Consider the following 21815-nt stretch of genomic DNA (forward strand, 5'->3'; position numbering starts at 1 on the left):
GAAACACCAGGAATTCAAATGTTCAGCCTTACCCATTACGAAACCCCATGCCCCGAGCCGATCAACGCGCAGATCCTGCAGATGGTGGTCGACTACCTGACGGACATCAGCATGGTCGCCATCCCGCCAAGCAATCTGCTGTACAACGTCTACCAGTACGCCATCGGCTACGAGGTGCACCTGTACCTGGAAGCGCTGGACGGGTCCAAGGGCATTGCGGTGGAATTGATCGTCGCGCTGGACGCGCAGGAGCAGGTGATCGGCTTCCTGCTGTACCTGCCGGTGAAGGACGATCCCGAGGCGTGCGGCGTGGCTTACATGGCGGTGCACGCCAGCCATCGGCGCAAAGGCGTGGCGCGGGCGATGATGCAGGACATGCTGGCCCGCTACCCCCATGCCGAACTGACCTGCGCAGTGGAGAAGGTCCCGGCGTTCGAGTCCATGGGCTTTCAACTGCGCGGTGTGCGCGGTACCCAGGTGTTGATGAACACCCGCGACTACAGCACTGACGGCTTGATGGGGTTGCTGGATGTGGCGTCGATCTACAGCTCGCTGGAGGTGCGGCAGATCCACACCTACCTCCTGCAAAAGCACGGCAAGCGGGCGATGGTCGATGCCGAAAAACAGCGTGATCGTCACTTCGACCAGATGACCCACAAGGCTCGGATGTTCGTGCACGCAAGGCTGGGCTAACGCGCTCCTCGACTCACCATCGACTTGATGCTCGCAAACAGCTCCTCTTGCGCCTCCAGCGGGCTGATCTCCCCGCTGGCCGCAGCATGGGACAAGGCGTCCGCCGCGCCCAGCATTGCGCGTAAACCGGGCTGGCCAATCACACCGTCCACGGCAAAGGGGGAGAGGGCATCGCGACACTTACCAAGGAAAATTGCGTCGTACTCACGCTTGATGGTCTCCAGTTCCGGGCTGCCGGCCAGGGCCGCAATCACTCCCGGAATTTCCCGCCCTTGTAGCAACACACAATCGACGTAGCACGAGGCGATCACCCAGGCGCGGTCGTCCAGGGTGGGTTCGCTGGCCTCGATTGCGGCGGCAAATACCTGGTTCTGACGGGCGTCGAAATCTTCATACAGCGCGGCCAACAGCCCCGCGCGATCGCCAAAATGGTCATACACCACCGGCTTTGTAACGCCGGCCAACTCAGCCAGATGCCCCAGGGTCAGGGCATCGGTGCCTTCTTCTCGCACCAGTTGCCAGGCCACGTCGAGCAGCTGGCGCAACCGGTCATCCCGGGACAGGCGGCGGCGAGGGGCAGGGGATTGATCGCTTGACATGCTTATATACCAAAAGTAACTTACCAACGGTAACTTAGCTCAAGCCTACTCAATTTGCCTTCTCATCGCTACCCCGACGGAGTCACTGCCATGCACGCGCTGATCGTTGTTGCTCACCACGACTCACACTCCCTGACCCACAGCCTCGCCAAACAGGCGGCTGCCGGCATAACCGCCGCCGGCCACACCTTTGAAATCGCCGACCTCGCCGCTGAAGGTTTCGACCCGCGTTACAACGCCGCCGACCATAAAGTGCATCGCACCCGCGCCACGCCGCCGGCCGACGTACTGGCCGAACAGGCCCGACTCGACCGCGCCGACGCCTTGGTGCTGGTGTACCCGATCTTCTGGTGGTCGATGCCGGCCTTGCTCAAGGGCTGGATCGACCGGGTATTCGTCAACGGTTGGGCGATCGACTACAGCCTTGAGACGAAGGTGGTGAAAAAACTCGGCCACTTGCAGGTGCACTTACTGGGCGTTGGCGGGGCGGACGAAGGGGTGTTTGAACGCCACGGCTATGCCGACGCCATGCGCACGCAAATCGACCATGGGATCTTTGATTACTGCGGTGCGAAAGTGCTGACATCCGAGCTGCTGCTGGACTCGGAAAGCGGCGCTGCCGAACAGCATCTGGAGACGGCGACGAAGTTGGGGCGACAACTGTTCGTCACCCTGCAACCCTGCGAAACCGCCTAAACCAGGCTGCTCTGTATGAGCGCTGCCAGCTGTGCGACCGCAGCGCCTGGCGCTGGATGGCTGCAATGCAATTCATAGCCAAGGGACGGCACCGGCGGCAGACCGTCGAGTACACGCAGGTGCGCAGGCAAACCGATACGGGTGCGCAAGGTCACACCCAACCCGGCATCGACCGCCGCCCAGATCCCACCCACGCTGGGGCTGGTCAAGGCAATGCGCCAGGCAATGCCGGCGCGGTCCAGGGCTTCGGTGGCGGCGCTGCGCAATACGCAGGGTGCCTCGAACATCACCAGCGGCAGCGGCGCGTCCTCGGCGCGCGGTAGTTGGGGTTTGTCCCGGGGCCCGATCCAGTGCATGGGTGTTTGCCCCAGGAGGGTGCGGCAGGACGATGTCTGACCGGTTTCCCAGGTCAGCGCCAGGTCCAGGCTCGCGCTGTCGATCAGGGTCAACAGCTCGGCATTGCGGCCTATCCGCACTTCAAGGCTGATCATCGGATAAAGCCTGGCGAAGCGCCGCAGGATGTCACTGAGCACATGCTCGCCGAAATCCTCCTGCAAACCGAGGCGCAAAGTGCCTGCGGTTTGGGTTTCGTTAAGGCTGCTGAAGACAGTGTCATTGAGGTCCAGCAACCGCCTGGCGTGGCCGAGCAGCGCTTCACCCACGGGCGTCAGCACCAGCCCGCGCCCGGATTTGCTCAGCACCGGCGCGCCGACCTGTTCTTCGAGTTTCTTTAATTGCGCGCTGACGGCTGAGGTCGAACGGCCCAGGCGATCCGCCGCCTTGGCAAAGCTGTTCAGCTCGACGCCGGTGACGAAGGTGCGCAGTACATCAAGGTCGAAGGTGGGGCGGCGCATTGAATGGTCCATTAAAACGGGATGGTTGATGCTATTAAATCTGATATTCGGAATGATCCTGGCTTGCTAGTTTTTGCCCGTCAACTGAATTGTCGGAGCGAGTGCCCATGAGCAACAAATTTACCGAGCTGACCCGCGACGTGCTGTTCGCCGATATCTGGGAGCGCGAGGACCTGTCGCCCAGGGAGCGCAGCCTGATCACCGTGGCGGCACTGGTGGCGATGTACCGTCTGGAGCAACTACCGTTTCACTTGCAGCGGGCGGTTGGCAATGGCTTGAGCGTCGAGGAACTGGGTGAAGTCATCACTCACCTGGCGTTTTACTCCGGCTGGCCGACAGCGGCGTCGGCACTGAACCTGTTGGCAGCCATCCATCCTGCGGAGTAACCACCATGCCTTACGCCCGAATCTCCCTGCACCGCGGGAAATCCCCTGAGTATCTGCAAGCACTTTCACAGGGATTGCATGACGCTCTGGTTGAAAGCTTCAAGATTCCTGACGCGGATCGCTTCCACGTGATCCACCAGCACGAAATTGGCGAGATGATCATCGACCCCAACTATTTGGGCGGCCCGCGCAGCCACGACTATGTACTCATCGCGATCACGGGCGGTAAACCTCGTGATACCGAGACCAAACGGCGGTTTTACCAGGTGTTGGTGGAGCGGCTGGAGGCTGCGATTGGGCTGAGCCCTGAGGATGTGATGGTGGTGATTACGACGACGGCGGCGGATGAGTGGTCGTTTGCGGGGGGAAGAGGGAATTAGTAGCACGGGCGTACTTTTCCAATTGGAATGATTGCCCACAAGGTATGGAGAGGTGATCGGGAAATGTCAGTCTGGAAAGGAGGACCTTTCTGACAACCTTTCAGGCGGCTCAGTCTTACTCTTTGCGTTCTCGTGGAATCCAGGAGTAAAGGAATGACTTCCAGCGTCTTGAAGGACGGTTTTCCAGCTGCCTATCGCACCACCCGCAAACGGATCGAAGGCAGTATCGACCTCGGCCCGTTGTTTGCCGCGATCGATGCTGACTCGGCGATTGCGGGGGCAGGAGTGGGTGCAACTATGAGTGTCATAGGCAGCGGCGTCTCCGGGAATATCCGGACACTGGCCATCGGCCTATATGAAGAGTTTGAATAATGGAGCTGAGAAATTCCCCTAGAGCTTTTATGGCTCACTATTTCCCTGTTTTCATCAGTGCTTTTATGTTTGCGCTTTTTGCTCTTGCGGTAGCGGGGTCGTCGATGGGTAGTACCTACATGCGAGGCGTGCCTGCTTATCGTAGTTACACGGGGCTGGATGTGGGCATCGCTTCCATTATCTTGTCAGCGGGCAACTTTCTTATCCTCCGAGGTCGCGACTGGGGCGTCTGGATACTGGCAGGCAGTTGTGTGATGAGCTTTTTCATTGTGCTGTTCACCTACAGCTATCAGCCCCATGTTTTTATCTACACAACGGGGCTGCTGTTCCCGCTGCTAAGCCTCTACCTGCTCAATACCCACCGCCACCGCCAAATGCGCGCAGAACTCGTCCTGCTTCGTCATGAACGCAAGCGCTACAAAGCCGGCCTTCGGCCCCCGCGTACTCAGGAGATGGCCCAGGCTCGCCTCGAATACCAACAGGCCCGCAGACTCAAGCGAGAAAATCGCCGCAAATGGAAGGCGGCCCTCAACCCTCGCGAAACAAGTCATGAGCATCCAGCAACCGATACGCAATCTCCGGGCGCTTCTCCATGCCCTTGCGAATCGCCGCTGGAATCGACTGCCGGGTCTTGCGACACAACCCCGGCAAGTCATCGATAACGATCTGAATCCCGCGCATTGTCTTCACTTCCGTATGGCCCGGCGCGACATGCACGCGAATGCCCAGTTGCTGGTGCATCAGCTGTTGCATGCGCTCAAGGTCGGGCAGGCTTTGCAGGTTTTCGAGGCGTTCGAGCAGGCGTTTTTCTTCCTGGCGCGTCAGGTGCAGGATGCGTGCATCGGCGCCGGGAAGGTCGAGCAGTTGCTCACGATTGCAGTCGCAGACGCCGGGTGGGCAGGGTTGGCGAATCGTCATGCAGTCTCCCTCCCGTTATCGGCGCCGGCGGCTTACCAGGTCAAATGGACCCCAAGGCTTTCCAGCTCTTTCCAGTACTCAGGATAGGTCTTGCCGACGCAGTCCGGGTCCTGGATCCTGATCCCCGAGACCTTCAGTCCCGCCAGGGCAAAGCACATCGCGATGCGGTGGTCGGCGTGGGTGTCGATCAGCGCATTGCACGTGGTGCCCGCCAGGGCCGGGTCGCTGGCCACCAGCAAGTCATCACCTTCAATGGTCGCCAGGCCCGGACGGATTTCATTCAGACCGTCATGCAGGGCCTGCACCCGATCACATTCCTTGACCCGCAGGTTGGCCAGTTCGGTGAAGCGCACCGGCGTGTTGTTGAACGCGGCGAGCACGGCGAGGGTGGGGATTGCGTCCTGCATCTGCGAACCGACAACCACCGGTTGCATGTGCGGGAACTGCGCGATCACTTCCTGGGCCTTGGCATCGGGCTGGGTGAAATCCTGCGGGGCGACACCGAGGTCGATGCGGCCACCGGTCAGCACTTCAGCGGCCCACAAATAGGTGGCGGCGGAAGCGTCAGGCTCGATCAGGTAGTCGTGGGCGGTGTAGCCGGTCGGGGCCACGCGCCAGGTGCTTTCATCAACGATGTCTACCTGGGCACCGAAGGCGCGCATGCAGTCCAGGGTCAGGTCGACATAGCCACGGGCGCCAATGTCCTTGCCGGTCAGGGCCACTTCAATCGGGGCTTCGCCGCACGCCGCCAGCATCAACAGTGCCGACACGTACTGGCTCGACAGGCCACCGTCGATCTCGAAACGCTTGGATTGCACGCGGCCAGTGCCATGGACGGTCACGGGTGGGCAACCGCTAGGGCTGTCGACCTGGATGCCATTCTGGCCGAGGGTCGCCAGCAGCGGGCCGATCGGGCGTTTTTGCATGTAGGCGTCGCCGTCCAGCACCACGGTGCCTTGTACAGTGGCCACGGCAGCGGTGAGAAAGCGCATCGCCGTGCCGGCGTTGCCGAGGAACAGCGGCTGCGCCGGCAATTGCAGCTTGCCCACGCTGGTGACGACGAACGTGGTGTCGTCCGGTTCATCGATCACCACGCCCATCTGCCGCAGGGCCACCGACATGTGGCGAGTGTCATCGCTTTTCAGCGCGCCGCTCAAGCGACTGGTGCCCTTGGCCAGGGCCGCCAGCAGCAAGGCACGGTTGGTAATGGATTTGGAGCCGGGGGGCGCTACCTTGCCGTTCAGAGGAAAGTTGGGCGGTGTAACGGTCACGGTTTTCTGCGAACTCAAGGTACAAGGCTCCTGCTTCAAGGCGGGTGGCGTTTGGCGGACACGAATAATCGGCCAAACACGCCACCCTTGTCGAGCATGGATCTACGCCTCCAGCCCTGCCACCGGCTTCCAGGCGGCCAGTGGTGTCAGGAAATGCAGCTCAAAGCGCCGCTCTCTGAACGCCCATTGCCCTTGCCGGCGTTCGAACCGATCGTGATAAAGACCGCTGATCTGCACCTGCCCCAGTTCGTTATGGGTGCACAGGCAATCCACCGCAACCCTCGCGCTGGCGGTATCGCCGCTGATGTCGATCAGCGGGTTGGCCATCCAGTGATGCATATGCGGCATGGCTGCCCAGTTGAGGTGGGCGGAAGCTATGATCGCGGCGACGCCGTCATGGCAGCCAAACGCGGCACCCAGGTCCAGCCGTGCGTCGTCGTGCCAGATGCTGCGCAGCAGTGTTTCGTCGCGGGCGTCGAAGGCGTGGGCGTACTCACTGATCAGGCGCTCCAGGGCGAAGCGGGTTTCCAGCTGTTCTACGCGGGTGATGAGGTCAGTCATGACAGAGGCCTTTATTGAGGAAAATCGGTGGAGGTGGACAGCGAGCGCCAGCGTTCAAGATCGGCGCGAACCTGGTCCAGCTTGGCTTCGACGACACTCAGCGCATCGCTGCCAGCGACGAAGCGCAACGGCGGTGCTGCCAGAGCCTCCAATTGCACAACCGCCAGGCCGAGTCGGTACGGGTCGCCGATTTGCCGGTGATTACGAGCCTCGAAGACCGCCAGCGTGCGGGCGCGAAATTCGGCGTAATCCTCAAGTGCCCGGGTGCCGAGCTTGAGCGTGCGGCTGTCGAGAAAGTCAGTACGAAACGCCCCGGGCTCCAACAGCGTCAGGCGGATGCCGAACTCGGCGACTTCCTCGGCCAGGGCTTCGGAAAACCCTTCAATCGCAAACTTCGACGCCGAATACATCGAGGCCCCACGCACGCCCTTGAAGCCGCCATTGGACGACATCATCACCAGGTGCCCGCTGCGCTGGCGGCGCATCACCGGCAGCACTGCGCGGGTTACGTTGAAGGTGCCGAACACGTTGGTCGCGAACTGACGCTCGATGGCCTCGGGTTCGACTTCCTCGAAAGGCCCGAACTGTCCGTAGCCGGCGTTATTGACCAGCACATCGATGCGTCCGAATCGTGCGATGGCGGCGGCCACCACCGTTTGGGCCTGTTGCTCATCGCGGATGTCCAGCGCGGCGGTCATCACCTGGTCGCTGCTGTAGGTCTGGTCCAGACGGGCCAGGTCAAGGTCGGTGGCTACCACCTGGTCGCCGTTAACCAGCGCCGCGCGGGCGATGCCGGCACCCAGGCCGCCGGCGCTGCCGGTAATCATCCAGACTCGGCTCATAGCGGCATCTCGCTGCCGATCCAGTCGAGGATCGAAGCGTGCCGCGGCGCCCAACCCAGCTCGGCGCGAGCACGCTTGGCCTTGACCCGGCTATTGGTGCCGAAGGTGTAGTGCACATGCATCGGGTCCCAGTGTCGTTCGGCTTCGTCGGCCGGCCATGACTGCACCGCGCCCAGGTTCATGCGCTTGGCCAGTGCGGCGGCCATGTCGATGAATGACGCTTCACCGTTTTCCAGAAAGTAGAACGCGCCGGCCGGGGCCTTTTCCACGGCTAGCAGGAACAGTTTCGCGACGTCGTCAATGTGCACGTTGGACCAGCGATTGACACCGGCCCCGACGATACGCATCACCCCGGTTTCCCGGGCGCGGGCCATCAGGAACGGCAGCTGGAAGCTGTGATTGGTCAGGCCATGGCCCACGCCATAGATATTGCTCGGGCAGATCACCACGCTGCGAATGCCCAGGTCGGCGGCAGCCATCATGCGCAGGTCAATGTCGTAGCGGGCTTGCTTGGGGGCCTCGATGATGAACGGCGTGTCTTCGTCGAAGATGTGTTCTGACAGCGTATTACCCAACGCATCATCGCCGATGATGCTGGAGCCGCTGGTGTGGATCAGCAGTTTGCCGGAGCCCTGCAGCGCCTCGATAAACGCGTCGACGGCACCGGCGTGGTCGCTGTTGGCGGCATCAATCACAGCGTCGGCCTGGCGTGCTTCGTCGATCAGTAATTGGCGGTCATCCAGGCTGCCGATCACCGGGGTGATGCCCTGGGCCTGCAAGCGGCCGGCTTTCTGCGGGTCGCGCAGCAGGCCGCGCACGCTGTGCCCTTGGGCGATCAAGTGATGGGCAACGCTGCCGCCGACGAAACCATTGGCACCGGTAAGGAAAATCTTCATGGGAAAAAGCCTGTGGCTGGGGAACGAGCCACCACCATAGGCGTGAACAATTAGCGGAAAAACAGGCCTTAGTTCTGTTTAGAATGGACTCCAGAGTCCTTAATGGGTAAGCGTATGGAAAGCCTGAATGCCATCGGCGTGTTTGTCGCGGCAGCTGAAGCCCGCAGTTTTGTCGGCGCTGGCAGGACGCTGGGCATCTCGGCGTCGGCGGTGAGCAAGAGCATCGCCCGGCTGGAAGCAAAGTTTGGTGTGCGGCTGTTTCATCGCAGCACCCGCAGCATCACCCTCACGGCCCAGGGCACGCAGTTTGTCGAGCGCTGCCGGCGGGTACTGGCGGAGCTGGAAGTGGCGGGTGAAGAGCTGTCGCAAACCCTTGTCGCGCCCCAGGGCCCGCTGCGGGTTGGCCTGCCGATGATTGCGCGGCCATTCCTGGCGATGTTCGGCGAGTTCCAGGCGCTGTACCCGCAGATCCAGCTGGACCTGGATTTCAACGACCGCCTGGCGGACGTGATTGCCGAAGGTTTCGACGCGGTGATCCGCAGCGGCGTGCCGAAGGATTCCGGGCTGTCGGCGCGTCCGCTGGGCACCTATCGAATGTTGGTCGTTGGCTCCCCGGATTATCTGGCTCGGAACGGAACGCCGCGTTGCCCGGAAGACCTGCACGCACATCGCTGCATCCATTTCCGCTTTCCCGCCTCCGGCAAACTCCAGGCCTGGCAGATGCGCCGCGACGAGCGAGCGCTGGAGCTTGAGCTGCCGCGCTCGATGATCTGCAATTCGGTGGAAGGACGCATGGAGCTGGCGGTGCAAGGCCAGGGCCTGACTTATGCGGCCGACTTCGTGGTGCGCGAGGCACTCGCGGCCGGGCATCTGGTGGAGGTGCTTGGGGATTACACCTGTGAGGGCGGCCAGTTCAACCTGCTGTGGCCGTCGGGGCGGCAGGTGCCGCCCAAGCTGAGGGTGTTTATTGAATTTATTGTCGCCAATATGCCGTTGGTACGTGGGACGTCTTAACCCGGCATCGCAATCGTGAAACCACCACTGGTCGACATTTCCCACGTTGATGTCGATTGAGCGCCTGATTGATCGACTACAGGCAGAACAACCCGTCGAATCAGGAGAGTGATCATGTCTTACGTAGATGGCTGTGTGATCGCAGTGCCCACCGCAAACCGCGAACAATTCATCCAGCACGCCAAGGCCGCCGCCGTGGTGTTCAAGGAACATGGTGCGCTGAATATCATCGAGTGCTGGGGCGATGATGTACCTCAGGGGCAGGTGACCTCGTTTCCCATGGCGGTCAAGCTCAAGGAGGATGAAACCGTGGTGTTTTCCTGGATCGTCTGGCCGTCGCGGCAGGTGCGTGACGCCGGGATGAGCAAGGTGATGGAAGACCCGCGCCTGAAGGCAGACGTCAATCCGATGCCGTTTGATGGGCAACGGATGATCTATGGCGGATTTGAGATGATCCTCAACACCTGAGGCCAGGCGTTCATGGACGGCGGCTGTAGTCCGATCGCCTGTCGCAGGGTAGGACCGACGATAACTCTGGTGCAAGACCAGTGCGAAAACTCTGCAAAACAAGGACTTGACGCGATTTGTCTGACAGAAACGTCGGGTAGACAACCCGGCGAGGTGGGCTAAGTTCAAGGCGCTTCCCATGAGGGGAAGTCTTCAATCAAGGAGTGACTGAAATGAACAAACCCCAGACTCAACTCAGGCATGGTCGCGTCGTGACACCCGCCAGTCGTGGCTCGGTGGCGGTAGAGCGTGGCCTGCTGGAAAACTGGCAAGTCAACGAAATGGAAGGCGGCAAGAACTTCCCGGCCCTCAACGCCGGCCCGTTTCCGGCACCTTACGAAACTGACGATCAGAGCGTCACGCCCCCCGCCGACGGGCACATCCTCAGCGGCGGCAAGACCGATGCCCGCGACTGCGTGAACTTCACCGACGAAGAAATGGGTAAGAAGCTCAACACCCCGTTTAACTGGCCGTTGTTGAATGTTGAAGCCGGCCAGGTATTCAAGGTGCAGTGGGCTTACACCGCCGCGCACGTGACCCGTGGCTATCGCTGGTTGATCACCAAGGACGGTTGGGACCCCAAGCAGCGCATCAGCCGCGCTCAACTGGAGCCCAAACCGTTCTTCGAGGACTTCTATACCCAGGTGCCGTATTACCAGCACTCGGCTGAACTGAAGGCCAAGGTTGAACATCAGGTGACATTGCCCAAGGGCAAGAAGGGCCGGCATGTGCTGGTGTTGATGTGGATCGTGGCCAACACCGGCAATGCGTTCTATCAGGCGTTTGACGTCGATTTCAACTAGCGGCAACTGAACCTGGAGGAACAACATAAATGTGGCGAGGGAGCAAGCTCCCTCGCCACAGGTGTTGCGTTCAGCGCTGGGCCAACCAGTAGTCGTGCAACGCACGGGCGGCCGGTTCGATAGCGGCTACCCGTTGCTGATGGGCATTTACATCCAGGTCTGCCGGCAGTTCAAAGTTGTCCTGCTCGGCGCACCAGGAAATCTTTTCCAGTTGCCCGGCCTGTTCGGCAGGCAGCTCTGGCCAGTTGCCGATAGCGGCGCCACGGATATAACCAAAGCACCATTCTTCCGCCAGGGTCAGTGGCTGGTCCTGATGCTCGGTTTCCTCGAAACGTGCCTTGAAACCCTGGGCGTCGGTCGCCAGTTGCGTGGCAATGGCGTTCATATGGCGCACGCACAGTTCAAGGAACTGGCCAGCTTCTTCCGGGCTTTCCCAATCCGGGTTCTGCCCACCAAAGATACCGGGGAACCATTCGGCAACCTCCACCTGCGCGGGGCTTGAAACCAGGGCGGTGAAGTAACCGTCGAGCTCGGCCAGGTTCAGCACCGAATGGTCGTCGCCGTACTTGAGCAGGGTGTCGTCGATGAACTCGAAATCGGCGGGGGCGAGGGGTTGGTCGTGCATGGGCATATCCTTTGTGCGTGGAACGCCGCTGATGGGGCGGCTCAAAGCGCGGAGGATGGCGCGTGTCGGGGTTTTAATCCAGCTTCTTCAACGCTTTTCCCACAGGACGCACAGCTTGCTCATGCACATCGAACCTGCCACCGCGAGAATGATCGGCACCAGGAAGTCATGGTCGATGCGGGTGAATTCCGCCACCAGCACGATTGCCGTCAACGGCATGCTCATGCTCGATGCCAGGAACGCCGCCGCACCGATGATCGCGAACGCCCCCAGCGGCACGCCGGGCCATAGCAGGCTCCAGGCGCCGCCGAGGATGATGGCGAGCAGGGCGCCGTTGGCCAGCGCCGGGGTCAGCAAACCGCCTTCGGCACCGGCGCGCAGGCTGCTCGCAGTGATCAGTACCTTGACCACCAGCAGCACCGCGGCAAGGCCGATGGTCAGCTCATTGTCAAAGCCCAGTTGCGCCGGGCCCTTGCCGTTGCCGAGGATCTGCGGCAGGAAAATCGCCAGGCCCCCGATGATCGTGAAGTTGATCAACGACAGTACCGGCAACCGCCAGCCTCGGGCGGCGTTGCTGCGGGCCGCGCCGGTCAGCCGGGTGAATCCGTAGGCGGCCAGGCCAAACACCGGCCCGCAGGCCAGCGCCCAGGCGATCAAGCCAGGGCTGAGCACAAAGTGCGGCACCACGTATTGCGCCTCTGCGCCCAAGCCAATCCAGGCCACCGATGCACCGATGGCCGAGGTGGCCAACGCAATCACTGCCGCCGGCCAACTGAACACACCCACCAACACTTCGAGCACAAACACCGCGCCGCCCAACGGCACGTTGTACACCGCCGCCAGCCCGGCGCCCGCACCGCAGGCGACGATCAGCCGGTGCATGTCCGGCGCCAGTCGCGCCCGCTGTGACAACCAGGTGGCGGCCAGCGCGCCGACTTCCCGTGGCGCCACTTCACGGCCCAATGGCGAGCCGAGGGCCACAGTGATGATTTGCAGCACGGCGTGGGCGAGGGTGGTCTTGGGCGGCATGATCGGTGCCTGGGCGGAGACCGCTTGCTTGATGCTCACCAGTGGCCGGCCATAGCGGTAGATCAACCACCAACCCACACCGGCCACCAGGCCACAGGTGATCAGCACCAGCACCCGGCGTTCGGGCGCGGCGGCGGTGACGCCGAGCAAAAAGGTTTCATGGCTGATCAGGCTGTCGAGGCTGTAGCCGTAGGCCAGATGCTGGATGCCGTGCAGCAGCAAGGCGAGGAGCATGCCGCCCAGGCCGGCGCCTATGCCGGTGAAGATGACGACGAGTGCGAGAATCAGCAGCGAACGGGTTTTTGAGGGCATGAAGGGTCCAGGGAGCCGGGTTTCCGAGCCCGATTCTATAGCGCAATGGTGACGCCATAGCCCCGAGATGTAATGCACATGCGCGAACTGGCCTTCCACAACATTGCATTACGTTCAGATTACTTTAACGGCCCGGCCAATTGCCTGAATCGGACCTGTCGGCTTGCCGGTTTTCGACCCGCCGGGATTTTCCAGGGTCAGCTCAAACAGCTGGTTCGGCGCCAGTGGCGGGAGTTTGTCCAGGGGCACAGACAAGGTCTGCCCAGGCTTGACCAATCCCAGCGACACCGGGCCTTGCCAGTCTTCGCCCTTGGTCCAGAACTGCAGCGTCTTGTCTGCCGGTACTTCCATGATGCCCAGTGGAATCAGCTGGATTTCCTGGGTATTGCTCGCCTGGATTACCCAGCCCGGCGCCTGGTTTTGCGGGGCTACCAGCACCACCACATACGCGGTCGGGTTGATGGCGGCCGTACGGGTCAACAGCAGTGTCGCCAATACCAGGCTCGCCGCGATGCCGGCGCCGGCCAGTCCGCGCCACAACGCCAGCCTGTTCCACCATGAGACCGGCGAGTCCCGGGTGGCTGAATGCCCCAGGCTGCGCTCGATGCGTCGCCATAAATACACCGAAGGCGTTGCCGGGGCTGCCTGTCCAGTCAGTGGCAGCAGGCGCTGTTCCCAGGCGTCCACTGCCGCACGCAAGTCGGCATCGGTGGCCAGGCGCTGTTCCACCTCGGTGCGTTGCTCGGTGGGCAAGGTGCCCAGCACGTATTCGCTGGCCAGTTCGTCGATGCTGTTCATGCCATGCACTCACGCAATGCCGCGAGGCTGCGTTTGATCCACGCTTTCACGGTGCCCAGCGGGGTGCCGAGTTTGTGCGCGATTTCGCTGTGGGAATAACCGTCTACATACGCATGCAGGATGCAGTTGCGGCGGGCCGGGTCGAGTTGTTCGAGGCAGCTGTAGATCCGCGCCGAGTGCGCCTGATAGTCGAAGGTGTCAGCGCGCTCTGCGCTTTCATGCTCTTCGCTGAGGGGCACTTCGCGTCCATTGCTGCGCACGGCATTTAGCGCCAGGTGCCGGGTCACGCTGTATACCCAGCCGCGGGCCGAGCCTCTGTGCGGGTCAAAACTGGCCGCGCCGTTCCAGATCTTGATGAAGGCGTCATGCACGATATCTTCGGCCACCGCCTTGTCACGCACGATGCGCAACGCGACCCCCAGCAGCCGGCTGCTTTCCTGTTGATACAGCCGGCGCAAGGCCGGTTGTTCGCCACGGGCGCAGGCCAGCAGGCAGGCTTGATAGTCAAAATCGGCTTCAGGCAAAGACAGGTTCCCAGGTGGAGGCCCCGGCGGTGAGCCCGGGGCGCTTTCGCAGCAGCGTAGACGAATCTGGTCAGTTGGCCGCCCAGAAGATGTAGTCGGCCTGGTACTTGACCACTTCCTGCTTGCCCTTGTTGGCCGCCGTGCATTCCGTGCCTGGCGCCACGCCGCCCTTGAGGGCCACCCGCTGGATATACGCGACGCCACTCATCGCGCCCTTGCCTTCGGCGGGGTTGGCCTTGACCAGTTGATAAGGCAGGTTGCCAGGGCTGGACGGCGCCACGGCCAACTGGGTGCCGGTGACTTTCGAACCGTCCTTGGCCTGCCAGGTGGCCGGCGGGCCGAAGTAGCTACCGACCTGCTGGCCGCTGCGGTCATTGAGCACCGCCTTGGGCCCGACGAAAAACCATTCGGTCTGGCCGGCAGCATTGGCCTTGTCCCGGCATTCGTAGGTGATTTCGCCGACTCCGGTGGTTTCCATGGTCACCTTGTGGCCGTCCGGCACCTTGATGCTGTCGGGTAAACCGGTCTGGGCAAAGGCAGTCGGTGCAGCGGCGAACAGGCAGGTCACGCAGAACAGGGCTTTGGCGTTCATCGGTGTCTCTCCATAAGGGCAGCAAGGCGCTGCTACCTGTACTACCCACGGCACGCGCAAACGGATGCAGCGATTAGAAAATAAATCTTCAAGGGCGCACACTGTGGGCCCCCGCACTACCAGAGGAGAGATTGACGATGACCGGTGTTCACAAGTCTGCTCAACAGGGTTTCTCTACTCAGGCCGTCACGTACGCCCAAGGCCGGCCGGACTATCCACGGCAACTCACGGGTTGGCTCACCGACGCCCTGCAGATCAATCCCCACTCCACGGTCATCGACCTGGGCGCCGGCACCGGCAAGTTCACCCGCTTGCTCAGCACCGTGGCGCCGACGTTGATCGCAGTGGAGCCGGTGGAGGCAATGGGCGCGCAGTTGCACAAACTGCTGCCCCAGGTGCGCCTGCTGTCGGGCACCGCTGAAGCCATCCCCCTGGAGGCGGCCACCGCTGATGCCCTGGTGTGTGCCCAGGCGTTCCATTGGTTTTCCACGGAAGCGGCCCTGGCGGAAATTCACCGGGTGCTCAAGCCGGACGGTCGCCTTGGGTTGATCTGGAATGTGCGGGATGAGTCGGTGGACTGGGTCGCGGCCATCACCGAAATCATCACGCCCTACGAGGGCGACACACCGCGCTTTCATACCGGACGTTGGCGCGAGGCCTTTACCGGCGAGTATTTTTCCGCCCCCGAAATGACTTGCTTCCCCTACAGCCATGTCGGCAGCCCCCAGGAAGTGATCATGGACCGCTTCCTTTCCGTGAGCTTTATCGCCGCATTGCCACCGGCAGAAAAGGCGCAGGTGACTGAGCAGTTGCAGTCGCTGATCAACACGCATCCGGCCTTGCGCGGCCGTGAGACGGTTGCGTTTCCGTACCAGACCCAGGCTTATCGCAGCCAGCGGCTGATCAGAAAGGCATAAAGTCAGATCGTTTTGATATAAGTAGTTATAAGAAAAATCGCTATGCTGCGGCCAGAATTTTATAAGGCCGCAGGTAGTGGTAATGGATGTAGGTAATTTTGGTTTCTCGATTGCTGGCCTGATTGTTGGATTTATCGTGGGAATGACCGGTGTAGGCGGGGGCTCGTTGATGACGCCGATCCTGCTCTGGTTCGGCATCAACCCGGCCACCGCCGTGGGCACCGACCTGTTGTACGCCGCCATCACCAAGTCCGGCGGGGTGCTGGTTCACAGCAAGAATCGCAACATCGACTGGACCATCACCGGCTGGCTGACCCTGGGCAGCGTGCCCGCCGTGTTGCTGACCTTGTGGTTTCTCAAGAGCCTGGACACCGACCCCGCCGCCTTGAACGCGGTGATCAAGCAGTCCCTGGGCGTGGTCTTGCTGCTGACGGCCACGGCGATCCTGTTCAAGAACAAGCTGTTGGCCTTTGCCCAGCGGCATGCCGGCGACGACTACAAGATGGCGCCGCGCAACCTCAATGCGCTGACCATCATCACCGGCGCTGTCCTCGGTACCATGGTGGCCCTGACCTCCATCGGCGCCGGTGCCCTGGGCACGGTGGCGCTGTTTATCCTGTACCCGTTCCTGGCCACCAAGCGCCTGGTGGGTACCGAAATCGCCCACGCCGTGCCGCTGACCCTGGTCGCCGGCCTCGGCCACGCCAGCATGGGCAACATGGACTGGACCCTGCTGGGCTTCCTGTTGCTGGGCTCGCTGCCGGGGATTTATGTCGGCAGCCACATGGCCGGCAAGGTTCCGGACGGGATATTGCGTCCTTGCCTGGCGTTCATGCTGGTGATGATCGGCTTCAAGCTGGCGTTTTAACGCGCCGGCCCATTGCCGATCTGCCACACGAACGGCGGCTCGGTGCGGTTGATCACCCAGTCGCCGACAATCCGCGCCTTGTAGATCACCGGGTTGTGGGACGACACGGTGCGGGCGTTGCGCCAGTGCCGGTCGAGGGCTTTGCCCTGGCGCACATCCGAAGCCCCCAGTGCGTTGAACAGTTCAGTGGTGGCGCGCTGGATCAGTTCCGAGACCACCACCTGCGCCGTGGCTGATTCGATTTCGGCGGCCACATTGGCTTCGTGCTCCACGGCATCGTCCCCACCGAACCGCGCCACATAAGCCCGCTGCGCTGGAACTGCGGCTTTCAATGCGCTGGCTTCGGCGGCGTATACCAGTGCTGCAACTTCACCCACCACCTGCTGAATCTGCGAGTCCTGGCTCACATGGGCGGCATTGCCATGGCTGTAGATCCGTTTGCGGCTGCGCACCTGATGCGCCACATCCTTGAGGGCCGCGCGGCCGATGCCGGCGAGGGTGGCGAGCAGCACCAACTGATAGAACGCAGTCTGATATTTGAAGCGCGTGGCAAAGTCGATGACGTTTTCCGCCTCCACCACCGCATCGGTAAAACGCGAGGTGCCGCTGCCGGTGGTGCGTTGGCCAAAGCCGTCCCAGTCATCGCTTTGCACCACGCCGGGCTGGCGGGTGCGGGTGGCGGCAATCACATCGCCGCCGGTGTCGCTGCGTTGGGCGTAGACGTCGATCCAGTCGGAAAACAGGCTGCCGGTGCTGTAGAACTTTTCACCGTTGAGTTTCCATTTGTCGCCGTCGGGGCTGACTTTAGTGACGACATCGCCGATGGCCACGCTGCCGATTTCGGTCCAGGCGCAGCCCACGATGTCACCGTCGACAAAGCGTTTGAACCAGAGGTCTCGCGCCGCGCCGGGGGCGGCATTCAGGCGGTCTTCGGCAAACGCGAAGTGCCCGCGCAGGGCCTGGGGCACGTTGGAGTCGGCTTCGGCCAGTTCGATCAGCAGTTCGAATAGCTGGGGCAGGGAGGCGCCGCCACCGCCGTATTCCACCGGGACGCGCACGGCGCCAAAGCCGGCTTGCTTGAGCCATTGGATCGGCTCGTAGGGCAGGGCGCGGGTTTGTTCGCGCTCTACGGCACCCTCGGCGATGCGCTGGAAAATCGGCCGGAAGCGTTCGGCCAGGGCGTGATAATCGACGCCGGTGGACAGTGGATTGATCACGTGATGTTCGGTCATGGGGACGGTTCCTGGGCAGTGAGATAGGTGAGCTATTGCACGGTCCATGCCGGGCGCGAAGGCACGTATTTACGGGACGGGTGCCGATTCAACTGTTGTTCCTGCAACAGCAAAACGACAAACCGCTGCAATCCATGACAGCTCGGAGCAGGCTGCTTTTCGCCTGTTTCCGCGCTCGAAGGCCGGTAGTGCGGGCCTCTCACGCCGACTGGCACAGTTGCTGCTCCACACCTCGTACATGCCAATCCGCGAGGTACAGTCCAATGAGTCAGCAAGCCGTCAAATTTGCCTACTGGGTGCCCAACGTCAGCGGAGGGCTGGTGGTCAGCAAGATCGAACAGCGCACCCACTGGGGCATCGACTACAACCGCAAGCTGGCGCAGTTGGCTGAAGAAGCCGGCTTTGAATACGCCCTGACACAGATTCGTTTCACCGCCGGTTATGGCGCCGAATACCAGCATGAGTCGGTCGCGTTCAGCCACGCGTTGCTGGCGGCCACCACCAAGCTCAAGGTGATCGCGGCAATCCTGCCGGGCCCCTGGCAACCTGCGCTGGCGGCCAAGCAACTGGCAACCATCGACCAACTCACCAACGGCCGCGTAGCCGTCAATATCGTCAGCGGCTGGTTCAAGGGCGAGTTCCAGGCCATCGGCGAACACTGGCTGGAGCATGACGAGCGTTATCGCCGTTCCGAGGAATTCATCCGCGCCCTGAAAGGCATCTGGACCCAGGACAACTTCACCTTCCGGGGTGATTTCTACCGCTTCGACAACTACAGCCTCAAGCCCAAGCCACTGGGCGAGCCCCACCCGGAAATCTTCCAGGGTGGCAGTTCGCGGGCCGCGCGGGACATGGCGGCACGGGTGTCGGACTGGTACTTCACCAACGGCAATACCCCGGAAGGCATCAAGGCCCAGGTCGATGACATTCGCGCCAAGGCGGCGGCCAATAACCATTCGGTGAAAGTCGGTGTGAATGCGTTTGTGATCGCTCGCGACACCGAGGAAGAAGCCCGCGCCGTGCTCGCGCAAATCATCGAGCAGGCCGACCCGGAAGCCGTCAACGCGTTTGGCGATGCGGCGAAACAGGCGGGCAAGGCGTCACCGGAAGGTGAGGGCAACTGGGCCAAGTCGACCTTCGAGGATCTGGTGCAATACAACGACGGCTTCAAGACCAACCTGATCGGCACCCCGCAGCAGATCGCCGAGCGCATCGTCGCCTTGAAGGCGGTCGGCGTGGACCTGGTACTGGCCGGCTTCCTGCACTTTCAGGAAGAAGTGGAATACTTCGGCAAGCGTGTATTACCGCTGGTGCGCGAACTGGAAGCCAAGGCCGGGATCAAGCAAGTCGCCTGAACACCACCACCGCTGCCCGCAATTTGTTATTGCCGAACCGGCACATTCGCTCGAACTCCCCATGGCTGACCGGCAGATGCTGGCAGTCCATGGGCTGGCGATGCTGGCTGTGGTCCACGTCCGGGTCGTGCAGGTAGACGAAGTCCTCGTCGCAGTCGGTGACGATCACCCAATGGGGCGATTTGGAGCGTGTGAGCCGGTAGCTGCTGATCAACACCAGCGGCTGCCCACCGTCCCGCAGCACCTGGGGTAAATCCAGCGGGCCGCCGAGCACTTGCTCAACGTCGCTCAAGGCCAACTCTTCCTCGAAGGCGTCATGCACCAAACGCATGACGTCTTTTTTATGCTGATCACGTACCCCGTCGAGAAACAACGGCCCGCTGACATTGACCTGCATGCGCACCCGAAAGCCCCGGCGCCAGGCGGCGAGTGCCAGGCCTTGGGGGCTGCAACCGCCATGGCCGGCGGTCATGAACACGGTGGTTGCCTCGCGCCAGATCTGCAGTTCTTCCCGGCGCTGGGCCACCCGCGCAGGTTCCAGGGCACCCATGGCCATCAGCAGGCTGGCGGCGCCGCAGGTGAAGTCGGTGGTTTGCTGGTAATAGGGCACGCTCAAGGCGCGCGCGTCCTGGTGCTGGAGGATGCGTTTCTCCAGGCGCAGGGCCGGGGCGTGGTCTTCGTAGTAGTCGTTGACCAGGGCAAAGCGCCGGTAGCCGTTGCGCTCATACAGGGCGATGGCGCCGGGGTTGTCGGTACGCACTTCCAGGCGCAGGTAGGCGCAGTCATGCTCCACCGCACAGGCTTCGATGCGCGTCAGCAGTTGTTTGCCCAGGCCCAGGCCCCGGGAAAACTCGGCGATGGCGATGGAGTACAGGCGCGCCAGCGAGGTGCCACGGTGGAACAACACCAGGGCGTAGCCCAGCAATTCGCCGTGTTTTTCTGCCACCAGCAGTTGCCCGTGGGCGCGACTGACCATCCACTGGAAGCTGCGGGTGGAGAGCCGGTCCGTGGTGAAACAGTGCTGTTCCAATGCCACCAATGCAGGCACGTCATCGGGTGTTGCAACGCGAAAGGAAAGAGCCATGTGACCGCCGTAAAAGTTGCGTAACGAAACGGGACTTCTCTAAAAGATCGTGCTTAATAGAAAAGGTCTAGTTCTCTAAAGCGGATCAATCAATATGTCAGCGGTACAAGGTCATTGGCGTGAAGTATCCGAGCAAACAGTGGCGGCGACAATAACTTCCAACGGTTATTTTTCCAGCCCTCCCAAGAGTGCAAGTCAAGTCGTGATCATTGTCGAGCGCAAGGAAGACTGGGCCTCGTACTTCCCCAGCGAAGACATCGTCACCGCCCAGGAATACCTTGAGCAAACCCGGGAAAACGAGACGGGCAAGCGCGTGCAGGTGATCAACCTGTGCCGCAGCTACAAGTACCTGGGGCACGGCTATTACTGCTCGCTGCTGGCCGAGGCGCGGGGGCACAAGGTGATTCCGTCGGTGCGCACCATCAGCGAACTGACGAAAAAGTCCCTGTACGGCCTGGCACTGGATGACCTCGATAAAACCCTCGATAAAGCCTTGAGTCATCATCTCTACAGCAACACCGAAGGCTTTACCCTGACACTTTACTTTGGCCGGACCAATATTGAACCCTTGCAGGATCTGGCCCGCCAATTGTTTGAAGCGTTTCCCTGTCCGATCCTGTTAGTTGAGTTTCGCAAGAATAACGGCTGGCACATCGAAGGCATCAAGTCTGGCGTATTGCACAAATTGCGTGATGACCAGGAAGACCAATTCGCGAATGCCCTGGACAACTTCAGCCGCAAGATCTGGCGTCAACCGCGCTCCCGCCGTCTGGCCCGCTATGACCTGGCGATCCTGCACGACCCGCAGGAACAACTGCCGCCGTCCAACGCCCGCGCCCTGGAAAATTTCGTCCGGGTCGGCAAGGGGCTCGGCATCGACGTGGAACTGATCGAACGCAAGGACTACGCCCGCCTGGCCGAATACGACGCCCTGCTGATCCGCGAGACCACCAGTGTCGACAACCACACCTATCGCTTCGCGAAAAAGGCCGAAAGCGAAGGGCTGGTGGTGATGGACGACCCGGCCTCGATCCTGCGCTGTACCAACAAGGTCTACCTCACGGACCTGCTGAAAAGCCATCAACTGGGCATGCCCGCCACCGAAATTCTCTACAAGGAGCGACCCGAAGATTTCGAAAGGGTGGGTGAGCGCCTCGGCTTCCCGCTGGTGCTGAAGATCCCCGACGGGTGTTTCTCCCGCGGCGTGATCAAGGTCGAAAGCCAGCAAGCGCTGCTGACCGCCACCGCCGAACTGTTCGAGCATTCCGTGTTGCTGCTGGCCCAGGAATTTTTCTACACCGAGTACGACTGGCGCATCGGCGTCCTCAACCGCAAACCGATCTTTGCCTGCCAGTACTTCATGTCCAAGGGGCATTGGCAGATCTACAACCACAAGGCCATCGGCCAGGACATCAACGGCGAGTGCCGCACCCTGGCGGTTCACGAAGCCCCCAAGGCGGTGGTGGAACTGGCGGTAAAAACCGCCAACCTGATCGGCGACGGCCTGTACGGCGTCGACCTCAAGCAATCCGGCGACAAGGTGGTGGTGATCGAGGTCAACGACAACCCCAACATGGACGCCGGCATCGAAGATGCCTACCTGCAAGACGACTTGTATTCCCTGGTACTGGAAGAGTTCGTGCGACGCCTGGAGTTGAAGCGTCAAGGCCAGGTGTGGTGACGCGCG

At 61.6% G+C, this 21815-nt stretch carries 26 protein-coding genes; 12 read left to right on the forward strand and 14 right to left on the reverse strand.

Going from position 1 to position 21815, the window contains the following annotated elements; genetic code table 11:
• The first annotated feature begins 18 nt into the window (after positions 1-18).
• Positions 19-693: a GNAT family N-acetyltransferase gene (locus tag HX818_RS08310; RefSeq protein ID WP_177019813.1), complete on the forward strand. Its 675-nt coding sequence runs from the start codon at positions 19-21 to the stop codon at positions 691-693.
• Here the strand turns inward: HX818_RS08310 and HX818_RS08315 are convergent.
• Positions 690-1292, reverse strand: coding sequence for a TetR/AcrR family transcriptional regulator (locus HX818_RS08315; RefSeq protein ID WP_003215225.1), 603 nt, complete (start codon positions 1290-1292; stop codon positions 690-692). The two genes, HX818_RS08310 and HX818_RS08315, sit on opposite strands and share 4 nt — an antisense overlap.
• A gap of 90 nt (positions 1293-1382) precedes the next feature.
• On the opposite strand from HX818_RS08315, the gene HX818_RS08320 reads away from it, so the two are divergent.
• Complete coding sequence (locus HX818_RS08320; protein WP_177019814.1) at positions 1383-1988, forward strand: NAD(P)H-dependent oxidoreductase; 606 nt, start codon at positions 1383-1385, stop codon at positions 1986-1988.
• Here HX818_RS08320 and HX818_RS08325 read toward each other — a convergent pair.
• Entirely contained in the window at positions 1985-2842 is an 858-nt protein-coding gene (locus HX818_RS08325) for a LysR substrate-binding domain-containing protein (RefSeq protein WP_177019815.1), read from the reverse strand. The two genes, HX818_RS08320 and HX818_RS08325, sit on opposite strands and share 4 nt — an antisense overlap.
• Positions 2843-2949: 107 nt before the next feature.
• On the opposite strand from HX818_RS08325, the gene HX818_RS08330 reads away from it, so the two are divergent.
• The 3 genes from HX818_RS08330 to HX818_RS08340 all read left to right on the forward strand — a co-directional run bounded on the left by HX818_RS08330 (position 2950) and on the right by HX818_RS08340 (position 3980).
• Entirely contained in the window at positions 2950-3228 is a 279-nt protein-coding gene (locus HX818_RS08330) for a carboxymuconolactone decarboxylase family protein (RefSeq protein ID WP_177019816.1), read from the forward strand.
• 5 nt (positions 3229-3233) lie between these two features.
• Positions 3234-3608 carry a tautomerase family protein gene (locus HX818_RS08335; protein ID WP_008436392.1) on the forward strand — a complete coding sequence of 125 codons (375 nt, stop codon included), beginning with the start codon at positions 3234-3236 and terminating at the stop codon, positions 3606-3608.
• Between the two features lie 153 nt (positions 3609-3761).
• A complete protein-coding gene (locus tag HX818_RS08340; RefSeq protein WP_177019817.1) occupies positions 3762-3980 on the forward strand; it encodes a hypothetical protein in 219 nt (72 codons plus the stop codon).
• A gap of 528 nt (positions 3981-4508) precedes the next feature.
• Here the strand turns inward: HX818_RS08340 and HX818_RS08345 are convergent.
• From HX818_RS08345 to HX818_RS08365, 5 genes are all read right to left on the reverse strand, one after another.
• Complete coding sequence (locus HX818_RS08345; protein WP_017475570.1) at positions 4509-4898, reverse strand: hypothetical protein; 390 nt, start codon at positions 4896-4898, stop codon at positions 4509-4511.
• A 32-nt stretch (positions 4899-4930) separates the two neighbouring features.
• Positions 4931-6187 carry a 3-phosphoshikimate 1-carboxyvinyltransferase gene (aroA, locus tag HX818_RS08350; RefSeq protein ID WP_177019818.1) on the reverse strand — a complete coding sequence of 419 codons (1257 nt, stop codon included), beginning with the start codon at positions 6185-6187 and terminating at the stop codon, positions 4931-4933.
• A gap of 84 nt (positions 6188-6271) precedes the next feature.
• Positions 6272-6730: a nuclear transport factor 2 family protein gene (locus HX818_RS08355; RefSeq protein ID WP_177019819.1), complete on the reverse strand. Its 459-nt coding sequence runs from the start codon at positions 6728-6730 to the stop codon at positions 6272-6274.
• 11 nt (positions 6731-6741) lie between these two features.
• A complete protein-coding gene (locus HX818_RS08360; protein ID WP_177019820.1) occupies positions 6742-7572 on the reverse strand; it encodes an SDR family NAD(P)-dependent oxidoreductase in 831 nt (276 codons plus the stop codon).
• Positions 7569-8468: an NAD-dependent epimerase/dehydratase family protein gene (locus HX818_RS08365; RefSeq protein WP_177019821.1), complete on the reverse strand. Its 900-nt coding sequence runs from the start codon at positions 8466-8468 to the stop codon at positions 7569-7571. Before HX818_RS08365 ends, HX818_RS08360 begins: the two co-directional genes overlap by 4 nt.
• Positions 8469-8582: 114 nt before the next feature.
• On the opposite strand from HX818_RS08365, the gene HX818_RS08370 reads away from it, so the two are divergent.
• The 3 genes from HX818_RS08370 to HX818_RS08380 all read left to right on the forward strand — a co-directional run bounded on the left by HX818_RS08370 (position 8583) and on the right by HX818_RS08380 (position 10792).
• Positions 8583-9482: a LysR family transcriptional regulator gene (locus HX818_RS08370; RefSeq protein WP_003215249.1), complete on the forward strand. Its 900-nt coding sequence runs from the start codon at positions 8583-8585 to the stop codon at positions 9480-9482.
• Positions 9483-9596: 114 nt separating this feature from the next.
• On the forward strand, positions 9597-9950 hold the full coding sequence (locus tag HX818_RS08375; protein ID WP_177019822.1) for a DUF1428 domain-containing protein: 354 nt from the start codon (positions 9597-9599) through the stop codon (positions 9948-9950).
• A gap of 212 nt (positions 9951-10162) precedes the next feature.
• A complete protein-coding gene (locus tag HX818_RS08380; RefSeq protein WP_102369181.1) occupies positions 10163-10792 on the forward strand; it encodes a lytic polysaccharide monooxygenase auxiliary activity family 9 protein in 630 nt (209 codons plus the stop codon).
• A 70-nt stretch (positions 10793-10862) separates the two neighbouring features.
• On the opposite strand, the gene HX818_RS08385 is transcribed toward HX818_RS08380, so the two are convergent.
• From HX818_RS08385 to HX818_RS08405, 5 genes are all read right to left on the reverse strand, one after another.
• Entirely contained in the window at positions 10863-11417 is a 555-nt protein-coding gene (locus tag HX818_RS08385) for a UPF0149 family protein (protein ID WP_008430812.1), read from the reverse strand.
• Between the two features lie 87 nt (positions 11418-11504).
• Positions 11505-12758, reverse strand: a complete 1254-nt coding sequence (locus HX818_RS08390) for a chloride channel protein (RefSeq protein WP_003215260.1) — start codon at positions 12756-12758, stop codon at positions 11505-11507.
• A gap of 114 nt (positions 12759-12872) precedes the next feature.
• Entirely contained in the window at positions 12873-13556 is a 684-nt protein-coding gene (locus HX818_RS08395; protein ID WP_008430808.1) for an anti-sigma factor domain-containing protein, read from the reverse strand.
• Positions 13553-14080: a sigma-70 family RNA polymerase sigma factor gene (locus HX818_RS08400; protein WP_087692699.1), complete on the reverse strand. Its 528-nt coding sequence runs from the start codon at positions 14078-14080 to the stop codon at positions 13553-13555. Before HX818_RS08400 ends, HX818_RS08395 begins: the two co-directional genes overlap by 4 nt.
• Before the next feature lie 70 nt (positions 14081-14150).
• Complete coding sequence (locus tag HX818_RS08405) at positions 14151-14672, reverse strand: DUF3455 domain-containing protein (protein WP_003215266.1); 522 nt, start codon at positions 14670-14672, stop codon at positions 14151-14153.
• Between the two features lie 137 nt (positions 14673-14809).
• On the opposite strand from HX818_RS08405, the gene HX818_RS08410 reads away from it, so the two are divergent.
• Positions 14810-15589, forward strand: a complete 780-nt coding sequence (locus HX818_RS08410) for a class I SAM-dependent methyltransferase (protein ID WP_003215268.1) — start codon at positions 14810-14812, stop codon at positions 15587-15589.
• An 82-nt stretch (positions 15590-15671) separates the two neighbouring features.
• Complete coding sequence (locus HX818_RS08415; protein ID WP_008430805.1) at positions 15672-16457, forward strand: sulfite exporter TauE/SafE family protein; 786 nt, start codon at positions 15672-15674, stop codon at positions 16455-16457.
• Here the strand turns inward: HX818_RS08415 and HX818_RS08420 are convergent.
• Positions 16454-17689 carry an acyl-CoA dehydrogenase family protein gene (locus HX818_RS08420; protein WP_177019823.1) on the reverse strand — a complete coding sequence of 412 codons (1236 nt, stop codon included), beginning with the start codon at positions 17687-17689 and terminating at the stop codon, positions 16454-16456. The two genes, HX818_RS08415 and HX818_RS08420, sit on opposite strands and share 4 nt — an antisense overlap.
• Positions 17690-17952: 263 nt before the next feature.
• On the opposite strand from HX818_RS08420, the gene sfnG reads away from it, so the two are divergent.
• A complete protein-coding gene (gene sfnG / locus HX818_RS08425) occupies positions 17953-19044 on the forward strand; it encodes a dimethylsulfone monooxygenase SfnG (protein WP_087692696.1) in 1092 nt (363 codons plus the stop codon).
• Here sfnG and HX818_RS08430 read toward each other — a convergent pair.
• The gene (locus HX818_RS08430) at positions 19028-20128 is read right to left on the reverse strand and encodes a GNAT family N-acetyltransferase/peptidase C39 family protein (RefSeq protein ID WP_177019824.1); all 1101 of its coding nucleotides are present in this window, start codon (positions 20126-20128) and stop codon (positions 19028-19030) included. The genes sfnG and HX818_RS08430 overlap by 17 nt on opposite strands.
• A 94-nt stretch (positions 20129-20222) precedes the next feature.
• Between HX818_RS08430 and HX818_RS08435 the strand changes: the two genes are divergently transcribed.
• Complete coding sequence (locus HX818_RS08435; protein WP_003215278.1) at positions 20223-21809, forward strand: RimK family protein; 1587 nt, start codon at positions 20223-20225, stop codon at positions 21807-21809.
• Positions 21810-21815: the final 6 nt, after the last annotated feature.

The organism is Pseudomonas sp. F9001, from assembly GCF_013385435.1.
Classification (GTDB): Bacteria; Pseudomonadota; Gammaproteobacteria; order Pseudomonadales; family Pseudomonadaceae; genus Aquipseudomonas.

Coding starts and splice junctions, on each gene's coding strand:
- HX818_RS08390 (WP_003215260.1), bottom strand. CDS start 12,758: ATGCCCTCAAAAACCCGTTCGCTGCTGATTCTCGCACTCGTCGTCATC.
- HX818_RS08335 (WP_008436392.1), top strand. CDS start 3,234: ATGCCTTACGCCCGAATCTCCCTGCACCGCGGGAAATCCCCTGAGTAT.
- HX818_RS08405 (WP_003215266.1), bottom strand. CDS start 14,672: ATGAACGCCAAAGCCCTGTTCTGCGTGACCTGCCTGTTCGCCGCTGCA.
- HX818_RS08360 (WP_177019820.1), bottom strand. CDS start 7,572: ATGAGCCGAGTCTGGATGATTACCGGCAGCGCCGGCGGCCTGGGTGCC.
- HX818_RS08370 (WP_003215249.1), top strand. CDS start 8,583: ATGGAAAGCCTGAATGCCATCGGCGTGTTTGTCGCGGCAGCTGAAGCC.
- HX818_RS08420 (WP_177019823.1), bottom strand. CDS start 17,689: ATGACCGAACATCACGTGATCAATCCACTGTCCACCGGCGTCGATTAT.
- HX818_RS08330 (WP_177019816.1), top strand. CDS start 2,950: ATGAGCAACAAATTTACCGAGCTGACCCGCGACGTGCTGTTCGCCGAT.
- HX818_RS08375 (WP_177019822.1), top strand. CDS start 9,597: ATGTCTTACGTAGATGGCTGTGTGATCGCAGTGCCCACCGCAAACCGC.
- HX818_RS08310 (WP_177019813.1), top strand. CDS start 19: ATGTTCAGCCTTACCCATTACGAAACCCCATGCCCCGAGCCGATCAAC.
- HX818_RS08430 (WP_177019824.1), bottom strand. CDS start 20,128: ATGGCTCTTTCCTTTCGCGTTGCAACACCCGATGACGTGCCTGCATTG.
- HX818_RS08355 (WP_177019819.1), bottom strand. CDS start 6,730: ATGACTGACCTCATCACCCGCGTAGAACAGCTGGAAACCCGCTTCGCC.
- HX818_RS08410 (WP_003215268.1), top strand. CDS start 14,810: ATGACCGGTGTTCACAAGTCTGCTCAACAGGGTTTCTCTACTCAGGCC.
- HX818_RS08395 (WP_008430808.1), bottom strand. CDS start 13,556: ATGAACAGCATCGACGAACTGGCCAGCGAATACGTGCTGGGCACCTTG.
- HX818_RS08415 (WP_008430805.1), top strand. CDS start 15,672: ATGGATGTAGGTAATTTTGGTTTCTCGATTGCTGGCCTGATTGTTGGA.
- HX818_RS08315 (WP_003215225.1), bottom strand. CDS start 1,292: ATGTCAAGCGATCAATCCCCTGCCCCTCGCCGCCGCCTGTCCCGGGAT.
- HX818_RS08435 (WP_003215278.1), top strand. CDS start 20,223: ATGTCAGCGGTACAAGGTCATTGGCGTGAAGTATCCGAGCAAACAGTG.
- HX818_RS08340 (WP_177019817.1), top strand. CDS start 3,762: ATGACTTCCAGCGTCTTGAAGGACGGTTTTCCAGCTGCCTATCGCACC.
- sfnG (WP_087692696.1), top strand. CDS start 17,953: ATGAGTCAGCAAGCCGTCAAATTTGCCTACTGGGTGCCCAACGTCAGC.
- HX818_RS08380 (WP_102369181.1), top strand. CDS start 10,163: ATGAACAAACCCCAGACTCAACTCAGGCATGGTCGCGTCGTGACACCC.
- HX818_RS08365 (WP_177019821.1), bottom strand. CDS start 8,468: ATGAAGATTTTCCTTACCGGTGCCAATGGTTTCGTCGGCGGCAGCGTT.
- HX818_RS08320 (WP_177019814.1), top strand. CDS start 1,383: ATGCACGCGCTGATCGTTGTTGCTCACCACGACTCACACTCCCTGACC.
- HX818_RS08345 (WP_017475570.1), bottom strand. CDS start 4,898: ATGACGATTCGCCAACCCTGCCCACCCGGCGTCTGCGACTGCAATCGT.
- HX818_RS08385 (WP_008430812.1), bottom strand. CDS start 11,417: ATGCACGACCAACCCCTCGCCCCCGCCGATTTCGAGTTCATCGACGAC.
- HX818_RS08325 (WP_177019815.1), bottom strand. CDS start 2,842: ATGCGCCGCCCCACCTTCGACCTTGATGTACTGCGCACCTTCGTCACC.